15 protein-coding genes are annotated in these 15,370 nt (G+C 71.3%); 7 read left to right on the top strand and 8 right to left on the bottom strand.

Annotation, left to right across the window (positions count from 1 at the left end; all coding sequences use genetic code 11):
- Positions 1-167: 167 nt before the first annotated feature.
- Entirely contained in the window at positions 168-560 is a 393-nt protein-coding gene (locus BFN33_RS20475; protein WP_069761518.1) for an ankyrin repeat domain-containing protein, read from the bottom strand.
- A gap of 216 nt (positions 561-776) precedes the next feature.
- Between BFN33_RS20475 and BFN33_RS20470 the strand changes: the two genes are divergently transcribed.
- Entirely contained in the window at positions 777-971 is a 195-nt protein-coding gene (locus tag BFN33_RS20470; RefSeq protein ID WP_007380617.1) for a hypothetical protein, read from the top strand.
- A 40-nt stretch (positions 972-1,011) separates the two neighbouring features.
- Entirely contained in the window at positions 1,012-2,646 is a 1,635-nt protein-coding gene (locus BFN33_RS20465) for a hypothetical protein (protein ID WP_069761517.1), read from the top strand.
- Between the two features lie 132 nt (positions 2,647-2,778).
- Here BFN33_RS20465 and BFN33_RS20460 read toward each other — a convergent pair whose 3' ends face one another.
- A complete protein-coding gene (locus BFN33_RS20460) occupies positions 2,779-4,278 on the bottom strand; it encodes a PLP-dependent aminotransferase family protein (RefSeq protein ID WP_069761516.1) in 1,500 nt (499 codons plus the stop codon).
- A 64-nt stretch (positions 4,279-4,342) separates the two neighbouring features.
- On the opposite strand from BFN33_RS20460, the gene BFN33_RS20455 reads away from it, so the two are divergent.
- The 4 genes from BFN33_RS20455 (at position 4,343) to BFN33_RS20440 (ending at position 7,849) form a co-directional block, all read left to right on the top strand.
- The gene (locus BFN33_RS20455) at positions 4,343-5,032 is read left to right on the top strand and encodes a YitT family protein (protein WP_256122803.1); all 690 of its coding nucleotides are present in this window, start codon (positions 4,343-4,345) and stop codon (positions 5,030-5,032) included.
- Positions 5,029-5,796 (top strand): glycerophosphodiester phosphodiesterase, encoded by a 768-nt coding sequence (locus BFN33_RS20450; RefSeq protein WP_069761514.1) that lies wholly within the window; start codon positions 5,029-5,031, stop codon positions 5,794-5,796. The genes BFN33_RS20455 and BFN33_RS20450 overlap by 4 nt, the downstream gene beginning before the upstream one ends.
- A 54-nt stretch (positions 5,797-5,850) precedes the next feature.
- Complete coding sequence (locus tag BFN33_RS20445; RefSeq protein ID WP_069761513.1) at positions 5,851-7,206, top strand: MFS transporter; 1,356 nt, start codon at positions 5,851-5,853, stop codon at positions 7,204-7,206.
- Positions 7,207-7,474: 268 nt separating this feature from the next.
- Positions 7,475-7,849, top strand: coding sequence for an RNA polymerase-binding protein RbpA (locus BFN33_RS20440; protein ID WP_003977404.1), 375 nt, complete (start codon positions 7,475-7,477; stop codon positions 7,847-7,849).
- A 125-nt stretch (positions 7,850-7,974) separates the two neighbouring features.
- Here the strand turns inward: BFN33_RS20440 and fxsA are convergent, their stop codons facing one another.
- From fxsA to BFN33_RS20420, 4 genes are all read right to left on the bottom strand, one after another.
- Positions 7,975-8,541, bottom strand: a complete 567-nt coding sequence (fxsA, locus tag BFN33_RS20435; RefSeq protein WP_069761512.1) for an FxsA family membrane protein — start codon at positions 8,539-8,541, stop codon at positions 7,975-7,977.
- 72 nt (positions 8,542-8,613) lie between these two features.
- Positions 8,614-9,408, bottom strand: coding sequence for a polyprenol monophosphomannose synthase (locus BFN33_RS20430; RefSeq protein ID WP_069761511.1), 795 nt, complete (start codon positions 9,406-9,408; stop codon positions 8,614-8,616).
- A 550-nt stretch (positions 9,409-9,958) separates the two neighbouring features.
- On the bottom strand, positions 9,959-11,554 hold the full coding sequence (locus BFN33_RS20425) for an amidohydrolase (protein WP_069761510.1): 1,596 nt from the start codon (positions 11,552-11,554) through the stop codon (positions 9,959-9,961).
- 61 nt (positions 11,555-11,615) lie between these two features.
- Positions 11,616-12,056 (bottom strand): Lrp/AsnC family transcriptional regulator, encoded by a 441-nt coding sequence (locus tag BFN33_RS20420; protein ID WP_006136660.1) that lies wholly within the window; start codon positions 12,054-12,056, stop codon positions 11,616-11,618.
- Positions 12,057-12,323: 267 nt separating this feature from the next.
- Between BFN33_RS20420 and BFN33_RS20415 the strand changes: the two genes are divergently transcribed.
- Positions 12,324-12,758 (top strand): hypothetical protein, encoded by a 435-nt coding sequence (locus BFN33_RS20415; RefSeq protein ID WP_069761509.1) that lies wholly within the window; start codon positions 12,324-12,326, stop codon positions 12,756-12,758.
- 10 nt (positions 12,759-12,768) lie between these two features.
- Here the strand turns inward: BFN33_RS20415 and BFN33_RS20410 are convergent, their stop codons facing one another.
- A complete protein-coding gene (locus tag BFN33_RS20410) occupies positions 12,769-13,863 on the bottom strand; it encodes a phosphotransferase family protein (protein WP_069761508.1) in 1,095 nt (364 codons plus the stop codon).
- Positions 13,864-13,893: 30 nt separating this feature from the next.
- Positions 13,894-15,006 carry a hypothetical protein gene (locus BFN33_RS20405; RefSeq protein WP_069761507.1) on the bottom strand — a complete coding sequence of 371 codons (1,113 nt, stop codon included), beginning with the start codon at positions 15,004-15,006 and terminating at the stop codon, positions 13,894-13,896.
- Positions 15,007-15,370: the final 364 nt, after the last annotated feature.

Genomic DNA, 15,370 nt, shown 5'->3' with positions numbered 1-15,370 from the left:
GCGGACCGCATCACGGTCCGCGCGGTGCGGCATCACCTGCCCTGCCATCACGTCCGTGAACCACGACGTCATGATGACTCGGCACTTGAGTCTGCCGCGACCGAAATTTCGGCGGCCCTGTACCGCCTCCCCCGTTATCTGTGTTTTCGCTGGTCAGAACATACGTATCAGTGTGCGGCGAACAATTCGAGCAGTTCCGCCCTGCCGAACATCCGGGCCGTGTCGAGGGCCGAGGGGGTGCCCTCGGCCGGGTCGGCGCCGCCCTCCAGCAGAGCCTTGATGACGTCCGTGGAGCCCTTGAAGACAGCCCCGGCGAGGGGCGTCTGCCCTCGGTCGTTGACGCCGCCGGCCGCCGCCCCACGGGCGACGAGCGCACGTACCGCGTTAGCGTGACCGTGGTAGGCGGCGAGCATCACGAGTGAGTCCCCGCGGTCGTTGGTGAGGCCTGCCGGAACACCCGCGTCGACGTACGCCACGAGCGCCTCGGTCTGTCCCTGCCGGGCCAGATCGAAGATCTTGGTCGCCAGCTCCACGACCTCGGGGTCGGGGGCTTCAGTCATCGGCCGGTCCGCCTCTCATACAACCGTTCAGGTGAATCGCCAGCGTACTGGCTCGCGCGGGAGATGACCCGAAGTGCCGGACGTAAGGATCACCCCGACTCTGCCAACCAAGTGAAAACCCCGGAAATTCAACCATTTGCACCTTTTGTCGTATGGATACATGCTGTGATCCTGGAAGTACTCATGGTGACTGTCCCCACGAACCAGGAGCACCAAATGATCCTCTCCATCTCCGGCGTCGTACTGCTCGGCATCGTCGTCTTCATCTTCTTCCGCAAGGACGGGCTCAAGGCCTCGCACGCCCTGATCTCGGCGTTGTTCGGCTTCTACCTGGCCAGCACCGCCATCGCCCCGAGCATCAAGGCCGGCGGCGAGAGCCTGGCGAGCCTCCTCGGCGGCATCAAGTTCTGACGCCGCCCCTCCCGTCCGTACGCACCTCCAGGAGACAGCAGTGGCCCGCCGCCCCCTCCCCCGCATCCTGAGCACAGGCAGCGCGCAGATCGCCCGGAGCCGGGAGCTGGCCCGGACGGCGGCCGACAGCGCCACCGACGTCCTCCACCCGCTGATCACGATGACACGCGGTCTGCGCCGGCTGGCCTCGGCCGGGCGGCGCAAGTGGGTCGAGGCCCCCAAGGACAGGCGCGGCCCGCTGCTTTTCCTGGTGGCCTCGGTGGTCCTGGTCGTGGCGCTCGTTCCGTACGGTCCGCTGCTCGCCGTCATCAGCCTGATGGCGGCGGCGGCCTGGCAGGGCCGGGACCGCGGGCCGTCGAAGCCGGAAGGACCCGACGAGTCGCAGACACAGCGCCTGCAGTCGCTGTACGAAGCGCTCGTCCCCTACTTCTGGGCGGCCGAGGATCCAGCCCCGCTGTACGCGCACGGCGGCGAGTGGGAGAAGGCCTTCCCCGCGTACGACTTCGACGGCACCGGTCGCATCACCCACCTGCAGATCCGCTACCCGGCGTACTTCGCCGACGGCGATGCCGAGGCCCGGGCCCGCGTCGAGCAGCTGCTGCACGCCAAATCGGGCCGCGGCCGCGAGTACCACTTCACCTGGGACGAGGAGGGCAACCAGCTGACGGTCACCGTCCTCGCCCCGCTGCCCACCGACATCGCCGCCCAGCGTTTCGTCACCGCCCCTGGCGAGACGCTCCTCGGCTTCACCGATCCCACGCAGGTCCAGCGCACCCTGCCGCTGGGCTTCGGCGACGGACAGCGCGACGTCCCGCCGGTCGTCTGGCGCACCGGCATCCGCTCCACCGAGCCGCACCTGCTGGTCATGGGCCAGCCGGGCAGCGGCACCTCGACCCTGCTGCGCTCGATCGCGCTCCAGGCCCTTCAGTACGGCGATGTCGTCATCGTCGAGGGCAGCGGCACCGACGAGTACGCGTGCCTGACCGGGCGGGACGGGGTCCTCGCGGTCGAGTGCGGGCTGGCGGGAGCACTGGCGAGCCTGGAATGGGCGGCGACCGAGACGGAGCGCCGTCTCATCGAGACCAACCGGGCCCGTCAGGCGGGCCGGTCCTCGCCGGAGGACACCAAGCGCCCGCTGTGGATCCTCCTCGACCGCCCGAGCGCCTTCACCCACCTGGCCGCCGCGGACGGCCGCAAGGATCCGCAGTCCCTGCTCCAGGTCCCCCTTCGGCACGGTCGTGCGGCGAATGTCACGGTGGTGGTGGCCGACCAGTTCGACAGCGCGGAGGCGTTGAGCGATCCGGTACGCCAGCACACGCGCGCGCGTGTCGTGCTGGGCCCGGCGACGCCGGACCAGCTGGAGACGGTCCTGGGGGCGCTCCCGCACACGACCCCGGCGGCGCAGGTCCCGCCCGGCCGCGGGTACGCCCGGCTGGGAACGGGGCCGGTCCATCGTCTCCAGGTGCCGGCGACCCCGGACCCGTACGACGAGGCGACGAGCGAGGCGGACCGGCAGGCGGTGCTGGCGCTGTTGCCGGCGCGGACGACTCCGGCCGACGGGGAGACGGTCCCCGCGGAAGCGGAGCCGGAAGCCGAGCCGGAAGCGGCCCCCTCGGAAGCAGTGCCGGTCCTCTCGAAAGCGGAGCCGGAAGTGGTGGCCGCGGAAGCACCGTGACCCCAGCAGTTGTCGGGCGGCTGCGGGTGCGTGGGGGCTGATCGCGCAGTTCCCCGCGCCCCTGAGGAGCTGCAGTTGCCGTCAGTCGCACAGTGCCGAGGCTGCGGCCACTCCGACAGCCGCCCGCTCCGCTCACGCGACGAACGTACGCGGCGCCTCCCCGCCCCCGGACCCGCCGCTCTCCACCACCCGCGCCGCCGCGGCCAGCCGCGCCGCGGCCTCGTCGGCCACCGCTCCCCCGACGGTGAACGGCAGTCGCACATAGCCCTCGAAGGCGCCGTCGACCCCGAACCGCGGTCCCGACGGCACGCGTACACCCACTCGCTCGCCCACTTCCGCCAGTCGCGAGCCGGACAGCCCCCCGGCCCGCACCCACAGCGTCAGGCCACCCTGCGGCACCTCGAACTCCCACGACGGCAGCTCCTTGCGCAGCGCCGCCACCAGCGCGTCCCGGTTCTCCCGGGCCTGTTGACGCCGCAGTTCCACGGCCTGCTCCCACCCTCCGGTGCTGAACAGCCAGTTCACGGCCAGTTGCTCCAGCACGGGCGTACCCAGGTCGGCATAGGCTCGCGCGGCGACCAGGCTGCGGATCACGTCCGGCGCCGCCCGCACCCACCCGATCCGCATCCCCGCCCAGAACGCCTTGCTGGCGGAGCCGACGGTGACCACGGTCGAGCCGGCCGGGTCGAACGCGCACACCTGCCGCGGCATCGAGACGTCCTCGTCCAGCCACAGCTCGGTCATCGTCTCGTCGGCCACCAGCACGGTCCCGGCGGACCTCGCCGCCTCCACCAGCCGCCGCCGCTGGTCCTCGTCGGCAAGCGCACCGGTCGGATTGTGGAAGTCGGCAACGACGTAGGCGATCCGCGGCGCCGCGTCCCGCAGCACCTGCCGCCAGCGGTCCACGTCCCAGCCGGTCAGCCCCTCCGCCATCGCGACGGGCACGAGCCGGGCGCCCGCCTCCCGCATCAGCTGAAGGATGTTGGCGTAGGACGGGGACTCCACCGCGATGCGCTCGCCCCGGCCCCCGAACAGATGACAGATCGCGTCGATCGCGCCCATCGCCCCGGTGGTGACCATGATCTGCTCGGGCATCGTCGGTATTCCGCGCGCGGTGTACCGCTCGGCGATCATCGTCCGCAGGGCCGGAAGACCGGCCGGGTAGTCGCCGTGCGTGTGGGCGTACGGCGGCAGTTCCTCCAGGGCCCCCTGCACCGCCCGCGTCAGCCACGGCTCCGGCGCGGGCAGGGCCGCGCAGCCCAGGTCGATCATCGAGCCGAGTGCCTCCGGCGGAAGGGGTTCGAGACCGCGTGCCGGGAGCGGATTGCCGGCCGGGACCGCCGTCCAACTACCCGCACCACGCCGGGACTCCAGGAAACCCTCGGCCCGCAGCGCCTCGTAGGCCGCCGCCACGGTCGTACGGCTGACGGACAGGGAGAGGGCCAGCTCGCGTTCCGCGGGCAGCCGGGCGGCCACCGGAACCCGGCCCTCCAGGACCAGCAGGCGGACACCGTCGGCGAGCGCGCGGTAGGCCGGCGGGCGGCGCGTGCCGGCGCCCGCCGGACGGTCCTGCTGGGAGTTGAGCAGCCGGGCGAGCTGCGCCGCACCCACCGCCGAGGTCCACTGCGCCACTGAAATCAGTCCACCTTCCCCGAATTGGCCATGGATGGCGTGTCATCCCAAGCCACAGGGTGTCATGTGTCAGGCCACTACCACCACAGGGGGACCCGCCTTGTCCACGCAGAGCCGTCTCGGAAGACGGTTGATCCAGCTGTACGTCGGACTCGCCCTCTACGGGGCAAGCTCGGCGCTGCTCGTCGAGGCGGGCCTGGGCCTGGAGCCCTGGGGCGTGCTGCACCAGGGCCTCGCCGAGCTGACGGGCCTGTCCATCGGTGTCGTGTCGATCATCGTGGGCGCGGCGGTACTGCTCCTGTGGATCCCGTTGCGTCAGCGGCCGGGCCTCGGCACGGTCTCCAACGTCTTCGTGGTCGGCATCGCCATGGACGCCACCCTCGCCGTGGTCCCCGAGATGCACGGTCTCGCCGTACGGATCCCCCTGCTGCTGGCCGGCATCGTCCTCAACGGCGTGGCCACCGGCCTCTACATCGCCGCCCACTTCGGTCCTGGCCCCAGGGACGGTCTCATGACCGGGCTGCACCGGCGGACGGGACGCTCGATCCGGCTGATGCGGACCGCGGTCGAAGTGGCCGTCGTGATCACGGGATTCGTCCTCGGCGGCACCATCGGCATCGGAACCGTCCTCTACGCGGTGTCCATCGGCCCGCTCGCCCAGCTCTTCCTGCGGGTGTTCGCCGTCCCCCCGGCATCCGACGGCAGCACGGTCGTTGCCACCGGGCAACCGCGGGGAGCGATACTGCGTCCGTGACCTCGCGGATACGCCACCCCTACCTCGACCATCCCGGCCCCATTCCCTTCGCCCACCGAGGCGGGGCGGCGGACGGCCTGGAGAACACCGCCTTCCAGTTCCGGCGGGCGGTCGAGGCGGGCTACCGGTATCTGGAGACCGACGTCCACGCCACCGCGGACGGCAAGCTGGTCGCCTTCCACGACGCGACCCTGGACCGGGTGACCGACGGGGCGGGCCGGATAGCCGACCTGCCCTGGGCGGACGTACGGCACGCGCGCGTGGCGGGCAAGGAACCGGTGCCGCTGTTCGAGGAGCTCCTGGAGACCTTCCCCGAGGCCCGCTGGAACGTCGACATCAAGGCCGGGCCCGCGCTCCAGCCGTTCCTGGACCTCGTCGAGCGCACCGGCGCCTGGGACCGCGTCTGCGCCGGCTCGTTCTCCGAGGCGCGGGTGATGCGCGCCCAGCGGCTGGCCGGACCGCGCCTGGCGACGTCGTACGGCACCCGGGGTGTGCTGAACCTGCGGCTGCGCTCGTGGGGAGTCCCGGCGGCGCTGCGCCGCTCGGCCGTCGCCGCCCAGGTGCCGGAGTCCCAGTCCGGCATCCAGGTGGTCGACCACCGCTTCGTGCGCGCAGCCCACGCGCGCGGGCTGCAGGTGCACGTGTGGACCATCAACGAACCCGATCGCATGCACCGGCTTCTGGACCTGGGCGTCGATGGCATCATGACCGATCACATCGACACACTGCGCAAGGTCATGGAGGAGCGGGGCGCCTGGGTCTGACCCGTCCCGTCCCCGGGCCGCGCACGGCACCTTCACGGGGAAGCGAGGGCACGGGTGGGCACCGACACCGTGCGGGCGGGCTCGGCGGACGAGACCGCCGAACGGCGGCGTGAGCAACGCGGCTGGTACTTCTACGACTGGGCGTGCTCCGTCTACTCGACGAGTGTGCTGACCGTGTTCCTGGGCCCTTATCTGACGTCGGTCGCCAAGCACGCGGCGGACGCGGAGGGATACGTCCACCCCCTGGGCATCCCGGTGCGGGCAGGCTCCTTCTTCGCCTACTCGGTGTCCCTGTCGGTGATCGTGGCCGTGCTGGTGATGCCCCTGGTGGGGGCTGCCGCCGACCGCGGCGGCCGTAAGAAGCCCCTCCTGGCGGCCGCCACCTACACCGGGGCCGCCGCGACGACCGGCATGTTCTTCCTGGGCGGCGACCGGTATCTCCTCGGCGGGGTCCTGCTGGTCGTCGCGAACGCCGCGGCCGCCGTCGGCGCCATGCTCTACAACTCCTACCTCCCTCAGATCGCCCCGCCGGAGGAACGCGACGCCGTCTCCTCCAAGGGCTGGGCCTTCGGCTACGCGGCGGGCGCCCTGGTCCTGGTCGCGAACCTCGTTCTCTACACGGGCCACGACTCCTTCGGCCTCTCCGAGGGCGCCGCGGTCCGCATCTGTCTGGCCTCGGCCGGGCTGTGGTGGGGCGCCTTCGCGTTGATTCCGCTACGCCGGCTGCGGGATCGCCGCTCCCTCGAAGAAGGACCGGCGGAAGCGACGGCACCCGGCTTCCGGCAGCTCGCGGCCACCGTCCGCGGCATGCGCCGCCACCCGCTCACCCTCGCCTTCCTGCTCGCGTACCTCGTCTACAACGACGGCATCCAGACGGTGATCTCCCAGGCGTCGGTCTACGGCTCGGAAGAGCTGGGGCTCGGTCAGTCGACGCTCATCGCGGCCGTGCTCCTGGTCCAGGTGCTCGCGGTGGCGGGGGCGCTGGCGCTCGGCCGGCTCGCCCGGACCTACGGGGCCAAGCGCACGATTCTCGGATCCCTGGTCGCCTGGGCGGTGATCCTGGGCGCGGGATACTTCCTGCCCGCCGGCGCACCCGTGTGGTTCTTCGTACTGGCTTCCGGCATCGGACTCGTCCTCGGCGGCAGCCAGGCCCTGTCCCGCTCCCTGTTCTCGCATCTCGTCCCGCCGGGCAAGGAGGCCGAATACTTCTCGGCGTACGAGATGAGCGACCGCGGCATGAGCTGGCTGGGCCCGCTCCTGTTCGGGATCACTTACCAGGTAACGGGAAGTTATCGGGACGCGATCATCTCGCTGGTGGCCTTCTTCGTCATCGGATTCGCCCTGCTCGCGCGGGTCCCGGTGCGGCGGGCGATCAGCGACGCGGGCAACCCGGTACCCGAAAGGATTTAGCGTTCAACACCAAAGCGCTGTAGTGTACGCGTTTGGCCTGCCAGGCGTACCGTTACTGCGCGTCAAAGATGCCGAAACGCTGGGTGACATCTGCTAGCAGATGTGACAAACCGGGCGCTGGTGGGTACAACAAGGGGCGGCTACGACGGCGATGCATTGCCCGGGACGGGACCCGGAACGGGAATCTTTACCGCCGACCGGACGTTGACCGGTATGACGACGACAGCGACACCTGTCCTGTGGGCGACAAGCCCGGGAGGCACGATTCATGAGTGAGCGAGCTCTTCGCGGCACGCGCCTCGTGGTGACCAGCTACGAGACGGACCGCGGCATCGACCTGGCCCCGCGCCAGGCCGTGGAGTACGCATGCGAGAAGGGACATCGCTTTGAGATGCCCTTCTCGGTCGAGGCGGAGATCCCGCCGGAGTGGGAGTGCAAGGTCTGCGGGGCGCAGGCACTCCTCGTGGACGGCGACGGCCCTGAGGAAAAGAAGGCCAAGCCCGCGCGTACGCATTGGGACATGCTGATGGAGCGACGCACCCGAGAGGAACTCGAAGAGGTCCTTGAGGAGCGTCTGGCGGTTCTGCGTTCCGGCGCGATGAACATCGCTGTTCATCCCCGGGACAGCCGCAAGTCGGCCTGAGCGGGAACACAGCGCATACAAGTAACCGCGGGCGCGGTACGTGATCTCACGTACCGCGCCCGCGGTTTGTGCTGTCCACGGCGGCCTGCGGCTGTAGCGCCCGCCCCGCGGCTGCCCGCGCCGCCTCAGCGGGTGAGCGGCGGCCGTGGCCCCTGCGGGGTGTCGTCGCCCGGCTCCTCCCGGACGATGACCTCGCCCTGGACCACCTTGCCGTCGGGGCGCTGCATACGGGCCTGCTGGAAGGCATCGCCCAGGGTGCCCGGAGCGGCCTCGCGGAGCTTGCGGTCGAAGGTGCGCTCGGCGTACCGGCCGATGGCCTTCTGGACCGGCGGGATCAGCAGGAGCAGGCCCACGGCGTCGGAGATCAGGCCGGGGATCATCAGGAGCAGGCCGCCCAGCATCATCAGGCCGTTGCCACTGCTGCCGGAACTCGAGGGGGCTCCGCCCCGCTGGAGCGCCTCGTTCAGGTTCTGGAAGGCGCGGCGGCCGGCCCGCTTGATGACCACCGAACCGAGCACGAAGCCCGCGACCAGCAGGAGGAACACCACGAATCCGCTCGTCGCGCCCGCGACCACGGTCAGCAGCCAGATCTCCAGCACCAGCCAGGCGGCGAGGCCCAGCGGCAGGAAGGTGCGCACACGGGAACGGCGGGGCCGGACGGGGTACGTGGGGGTCGGAGCGCCTGTCGTCATACGTCCAGTGTGCCTGGGTGCGGCTCAGCACGGGATAAGGGGACGATCAGCCGCGGCTGTGAGGCCGTAGGACTACGGCTGTGCGCGCTTTCCCCGCGCCGTGATCCTGCCGACCCGCTCCCCCACACCCCAGGTGGTGACCCGCCACAGGGCCTCCACGAGGATGTCGCGACTCATCTTGGAGTCGCCGAGTTCGCGCTCCACGAAGGTGATCGGCACCTCGACGACGTGGTAGCCGGCCTTGACGGCGCGGCGGGCTAGGTCGACCTGGAAGCAGTAGCCCTGGGAGGCGACGTCGTCGAGGCCGAGGCCTTCGAGGGTCTCGCGGCGGAAGGCGCGGTAGCCGCCGGTGATGTCACGGAGCGGAAGGTCGAGGGCCACGCGTGAGTAGAGGCTGCCGCCGCGGGAGATGAACTCGCGGGACCTGGGCCAGTTCACGACCCGGCCGCCGGGCACCCAGCGGGAGCCGAGGACCAGATCGGCGTTCTTGAGGGCGGTCAGCAGGCGGGGCAGTTCCTCGGGCTGGTGGGAGCCGTCGGCGTCCATCTCGACCAGGACGCCGTAGCCGTGCTCCAGGCCCCAGTGGAAGCCCGCCAGATAGGCCGCGCCGAGGCCTTCCTTGCCCTTGCGGTGCAGCACGTGGACGTGGTCGTCGCCGACGGCCAGTTCGTCGGCGAGCTTGCCGGTGCCGTCGGGGCTGTTGTCGTCGGCCACGAGGACGTGGGCCTCCGGGACGGCCTCGCGCACCCGGCCGACGATGGCCTTGATGTTCTCCGCCTCGTTGAAGGTCGGAATGATCACCAACGCCGTGCCGAGCGGGCCGAACCGCCTCTCCTGGCCCATACGGGTCCCGTCGCCGTCGTTCACTGCTGCCCCTTCGAGTCATTGCGCAGGCGTCCACCATAGTGCGCACGGCCTGCGATGACGTGACAAGGCGTTCGTATGCTGGTGTCGTTTTCCCAAGAGTGGGGTAAGACTTGTCTTTTCGGCCATCATGGCGGAATCCCGCCCTCGCTGCGGATGGGGGCCCGGCGCCCTTCGGGCCGACCTGGGGCCCGCTGGCTGCGGGTCGACCGAAAGCCGTTGTCTACTGAGCGCCCGGGCCCCACCCGGGTCACACCTCCCCGGCCGGACGGAACGTCTCCTCGTCGTGGCGCGAGCGCTGGGCCTGGCTCCCAGTGACGGTGTTCCGGTGCGGCACACCGTCCCTGACCCAGCGGCGCTGCGACGACTGGGCACAGATTCCCCGGTCGGGCGTCCGGTGGTGGACCCGGCCGAACCTACCGGCCACCTGCCGTCGGCTGTCAACAGTCGTTTGACCTGCAAGTCTGTCGCCAACGCCCTGGTCAGAGCGGAGGATGCGCAGGTCGCGCGACAGCGCGGCGGAGGACGATCCACACCCCGCCACCCCCGGAGATCACTCGCCCGGCCGTACGAAGACCGTCCGTCCGCCGACCACGGTCCGCAGGCAGACGGGCAGGTCACGGCCCGGTGTCAGGTCGGGCAGGCCGGGGGTGCCGGAGCGGGGGTCGGTGGACCAGCGGGCGACCCGGTCGTCGGGGGCCTGCACGACCAGTTCGTCGGTGCGCCACACGGCGTAGTCCGCGGGGGCGCCGGGCACCAGGACGCCCGCGTCGTCGCGGCCGATCGCCCGCCAGCCGCCGCGGGTGTGCGCGGTGAAGGCGGCGCGTACGGAGACGCGGTGCTCCGGGGTCCGGTGGAAGGCGGCCGCGCGGAGCGTGCCCCACGGGTCGAGCGGGGTGACGGGGCTGTCGGAGCCGAAGGCGAGCGGGACACCGGCGCGCAGGAGGGCCGCGAAGGGGTTCAGACGGCTCGCCCGCTCCCGGCCCAGGCGCTGGGCGTACATGCCGTCCTCGCCGCCCCACAGGGCGTCGAAGGCGGGCTGGACGGAGGCGGTCAGACCGAGTTCGGCGAAGGCGGCGACGGCCTCGGGGGTGAGCATCTCGACGTGCTCCACACGGTGCCGTGCGGCACGGACGCGGGCGAGGCCGAGCTTCTCCGCGGCGGCGCGGACGCCCTCGACCACGGCGTCCACCGCCGCGTCGCCGATCGCGTGGAAGCCGGCCTGCAGGCCCGCCTCGGTGCAGGCGGTGACATGGTCGGCCACGGCGGCGGCGTCCAGGTAGGCGATCCCGGTGTGGCCGGCGTCGGTGTACGGCTCGTGCAGGCACGCCGTGTGGGAACCGAGGGCGCCGTCGACGAAGAGGTCCCCGGCGGCGCCGAGCGCACCGAGCTCCCGCGCCTTGGCAACGCCTTCATCGGCCCGCTCGGCCCAGTAGCCGACCACCCTCGGGCCCGGCTCCTGGCTCGCGAGCCGCAGCAGCCCGGTGAAGTCGTCCTCGGAGGAGATCTCGGGGCCTGCGCATTCGTGAAGCGTGCCGATGCCGAGGGAGGCGGCGTGGGCGAGGGCGGCGCGCTGCGCCTCGGTGCGCTGGGCGGGCGTGACGGAGCCGAGTGCCGTGGCGCGCACGGCGTGGTGGGCGTCCGCTGTGAGAGGGCCGTCCAGGAGCCCCAGGGACGTCATGTCGAGGAGTGCCGTCGTCACGACCGCCGAGTGGACGTCGATGCGGCTCAGATACAGGGGGCGGCCACCTGTCGCCTCGTCGAGTTCCGCGCGCGTGGGCGGGCGTCCGCCGGGCCAGCGGGCGGCGTCCCAGCCGTGACCGAGCAGGACGCGGTCGTTCGGGCGGGCGGCCGCGAAGTCCCGTACGAGCGTCAGGGCCGCGTCCAGGGACGAGGCGCCGGTGAGGTCGAGGCCGGTCAGGGCGAGGCCTGTGGCGGTGGTGTGGACGTGGGCGTCGGTGAACGCGGGGGTGACCAGGGCGCCGTCCAGGTCGACGATCTCGTCGACACCGTCCGCGAAGGCGTCCGCGGCCCCTTCCGAACCGACCCAGGCGACCTGCCCTCGCTCCACGACCATCGCTGTTGCGAACGGGTCGGCGGGGCTGTGGACCTCGCCGCGGCGGAGGAGGACGGTGTTCGGTTCGCTCATGGGGACAGTTTCGCAGGGGGCCGCGCGCCGTCGGAGTGCGGGTGGACGCGTCCCCCTTCGTTCAGATGCGCGGCGGGCGCGCCTCGTACGGGGTCGACAGGACCACCGTCGTACGCGTCGAGACCCCCGCCAGGCTCCGGACCCTCGCCAGCAGCTCCTCCAGTTCGTGCGGGGTCGCCACACGCACCTTCAGGATGTAGTTCTCGTCGCCCGCCACGCTGTGGCACGCCTCGATCTCTGGGACGCCGGCCAGGCGGTCCGCGATGTCGTCGGGGGCGCTGGGGTCGAACGGTTTCACCGAGATGAAGGCGGTCATGGGCAGACCCACCGCCTCGGGGTCGACCACCGCGGCGTACCCGCGGATGACACCACGCTGCTCCAGCCGTCGCACCCGCTGGTGCACGGCCGAGGTGGACAGGCCCGTGGCCTTGCCCAGGTCCGTGTAACTCATCCGCCCGTCCTTGACGAGCAGCTGCACGATTTGTCGGTCCAGCTCCTCCATGGCGCAAGAACCTACAGTGCGCCTGATCTCCTCGGATACCTCAGCGCCCCAGGTCATGCCCGGTTCGTGATGTGACCGAGAGGTGCCTGTGAGCCGCCTGGGGACAAAGCGACCGCCACGGGCATCTGCGAGCGGCATGTGACGAAGGCCACACACACCGAACGACCTCCGTGATGTTCTCGTGATTACCGCGATGAGGGGACGGGAAGTGCTTGCTGTGGTCGAGGCCGCAGCGCCGTCACGGCCCAGTCCGAGGGGGAGAACCCAATGCAGAGTCTTCAGCGTCCTGGTCGTACCGCGCCCAAGCGCCTCCAGGCGGTTGTCGAGTCCGAGCCGGAGGGCGTCGAACCCGACGCTCTCGACGACGACTTCGACGCGTACGACACCTTCGAGATGTACCGGGTGATCTGCCCGGACTGCGTGCAGCCCATCGCCCTGCTGGCGGACGAGGAGGTGCTGCCGGAGCACGCGCTGTGCGCCTCGCCGTGGAACCCCTTCGGCCTCACGGTCTGCGCCGGTACGGGCCGCAAGGCCTCCGAGGCCCGGTCGGCGGACGAGTCGGCCGAGCCCCAGGAGCAGGACACCGCCCTGCTGTTGACGCTCCCTCAGGGGCTCGACTGGCGGACCCAGCCGTTCTCCCACGTCGGTGGCCCCGGTTCGCGCCCCATGCGCGTGCCGGTGATACGCGGTCAGGCCGCCTGAGCCGTCTCGCTCAGTCCCAGTAGCTGCCCTGCACCATGGCTCGCAGGCTGCCGTGGTGCAGGATCAGTGTGTCCGGGTCCGCCGGGAGGGCCACCTCGCCGAAGAACACCTGGCGATAAGCGATGCGCAGCATGACGATCGCGTGCCGCAGCGCGGCGTACAGCGTGTAGAAGTCCATGTCGCGCGGTGTGTGGCCGGTGAGTCGGGCATAGCGGGCCTCCACCCGGTCCCGACGCAGGAAGTCGGGCAGACCGCGCTGGCCGAAGGCCACCGTCAGGTCCTGGAAGAAGCGGTGCAGATAGACGGTCCAGCCGAGGTCGACCTCGCGCGGGGCCAGGGCCGCCATCTCCCAGTCCAGGGCGGCTACGGGGTCGAAGCCGTCGTAGATCACGTTGCCGATGCGCGCGTCGCCCCAGTTGAGGACGGGCGGGCCCGGGTCGGCCGGCCAGAGTTGCTCCAGCCGGTCGAAGGCCTGCTCGATGAGGGGTGAGCGAGTGAGTCCGTCCACCACCCAGTCGTAGTAGGCGCGTTGGGCGGTGACATGGCGGCGCAGCGCGTCGCCCTCGCCGGGCGGCTCCAGGAACGCCGCTTCCTGTACCGGGACTTGGTCGTGAAGGTGCGCCAACAGCCCGATCGTGGCGGTCTCGAGGTGTTCGCGCTCGGTGTCGCTCGCGGCGTGCAGCCAGTTGCCCTCGTAGGTGTAGGGCATGACGTCCGGCGGTACACGCCCCCGCACGCGCTCCATGACGAAGAAGGGTGCCCCGAGCGGGCCCGGGTCCTCCTCCAGCCACTGCACCTTCGGGACGGGCAGGTCCGAAAGGCGGCCCACCACTTCCATCGTGCGGTACTGGCGGACCATGTCGTAGACCGGGAAGACGGTGTACGCCGACGGATCCGCGGCGAGCCGCAACGCGCAGGAGCGCAGGGGCGGTCCGGGGTGTTCGATGTCGAAGAGCAGGGTTTCGCTGGACAGGCCGTTCGAGGCGGGGACCGTCACGCCGACGGCTTTGGCGCCGGGCAGACGGGTGCCGAGCCAGGCGGTGAGGCGGTGGGCGAGCTCCTCGGGGTCGCGGGTGGTGGTGCGGGGGCGGGGTGCCGTGGCCACGTCGTCAACTCCCTTGTGTCCGGGTCCTCCTCACGGAGCCACCGAGTCGAAGCCGGTGAAGCCGCTCGGGTCGTGCCGTCCGAATGATCCGTGCTCGAAGATGCCGTGGCCGATCCGGCCGTCCAGCCGGAAGCGGGCCGCGTGGTCGGTGACGCCGAACGCGGCCAGGGGGTGCGGCTCGGTGAGGTCGTAGGTGCGGCGGTCGGTCCAGTCGCGGCCCTGCCAGGTGCCGTGCTGCCAGTCGTCGGCAGGCGGGTAGCCGGCGCCGAGCGCGAGCGGTGAGGAGGTGAGGACCTCCACCTCCAGCTCCATGGGCTTGCGGATGTCACCGAGGTGGACGACGGCGCGTTCCGGGTGGCGGGTGCCGGGGCGGTAGGTGATCTCGGCCTGTGGCCAGCCGAGTTGGCGGTCGCGGTGGCCCGGGCGGACCAGAGTCGCGTCGTTGAGCGAGCGGTGGCCGTCGGCGTCCTCCTGGACGATCACCATGAGGAAGCGGTCCTCGAAGCGGACCGGGCACCAGATCCAGTGAAAGCCCGCGGTCGGATGTTCCTCCGCGAGCCGGCCGCCCTCCTCCCCCGGCACCGGCCGCACACCCCAGCTGCGGTCCCGGGTCCCGGTCCAGCCCCGCACGCGCAGCTCGCGCCCGCCCACCCTGATCCAGCCGTCGCAGTGACCGGCCTGCGCGAAGCGCCGTCCCTCCAGGGTGAGCCGGCCGCCGCGCCGCTGGAGGTGGTGCGGTTCCCAGAGCGCCGGGAAGTCGGCACTCCAGTTGATCTCGAACGACAGCCCGTCCGGGTCGCCGGGGGCCGCCTCGCAGCTCAACACGAAGTCACGCAGGGGGCGTTCGACGAGGATGCGCAGCGGGCCGACGGCCAGGTTCGTCCGCGAGTCGTCCCGCAGGGCGTCCGAGGCGCGCACCGCGTGCAGGGTCTCGCCGAGGCGCAGGGTCGCGTAGGCGTCGATCACCCCGAGGTTGGGGTACACACCGAGCCCGAGGATCAGCAGGGCGCGTCCGTCGTGGTCGAGGACGTGGAAGATGCAGCGGTCGTAGGCGTTGCGGTCCCCCGTCGCGACGTACTTCATCGACAGGGGCACCTGGTGCACGGGGTACTCGTCGAGCGGTACCGGGCGGTCGTCGGTCATGGCCAACCTCCCTGACGGCAGTTGGCTGACGGTATGTCAGACCGCTGTGACTGGCCAGATGTCCGGCCGGACGTCCGCGAACTCACTCTCGATTGCGCTCAGCGGTGACCCGGTCACCGGCTTCCGCGTTGCCCCGGTATGACCCGTACGTATGCACCGGTCGCAGAATCGGCTCCGTCGGCTCCGTCAGCTCCGTCGGCTCCCTCGGCTCCGTCCGCCTTCCGTCCGGCCCCGCCGCCACCCCAGGACCCGCCCATCTACCGTGACCTGATGCGCACCTGGGCGAACCGCGGACGGACCCTTCCGGGACGCCACGACCCGGAGTGGGTCCGGCTCGCGGCGCCGCAGGTCAGACCGGGTCAGT

This window comes from Streptomyces sp. LUP47B (assembly GCF_001746295.1).
GTDB lineage: Bacteria > Actinomycetota > Actinomycetes > Streptomycetales > Streptomycetaceae > Streptomyces.
Note: the sequence above shows the minus strand (reverse complement) of the source record. Positions and strands in the feature narration are given on the sequence as shown.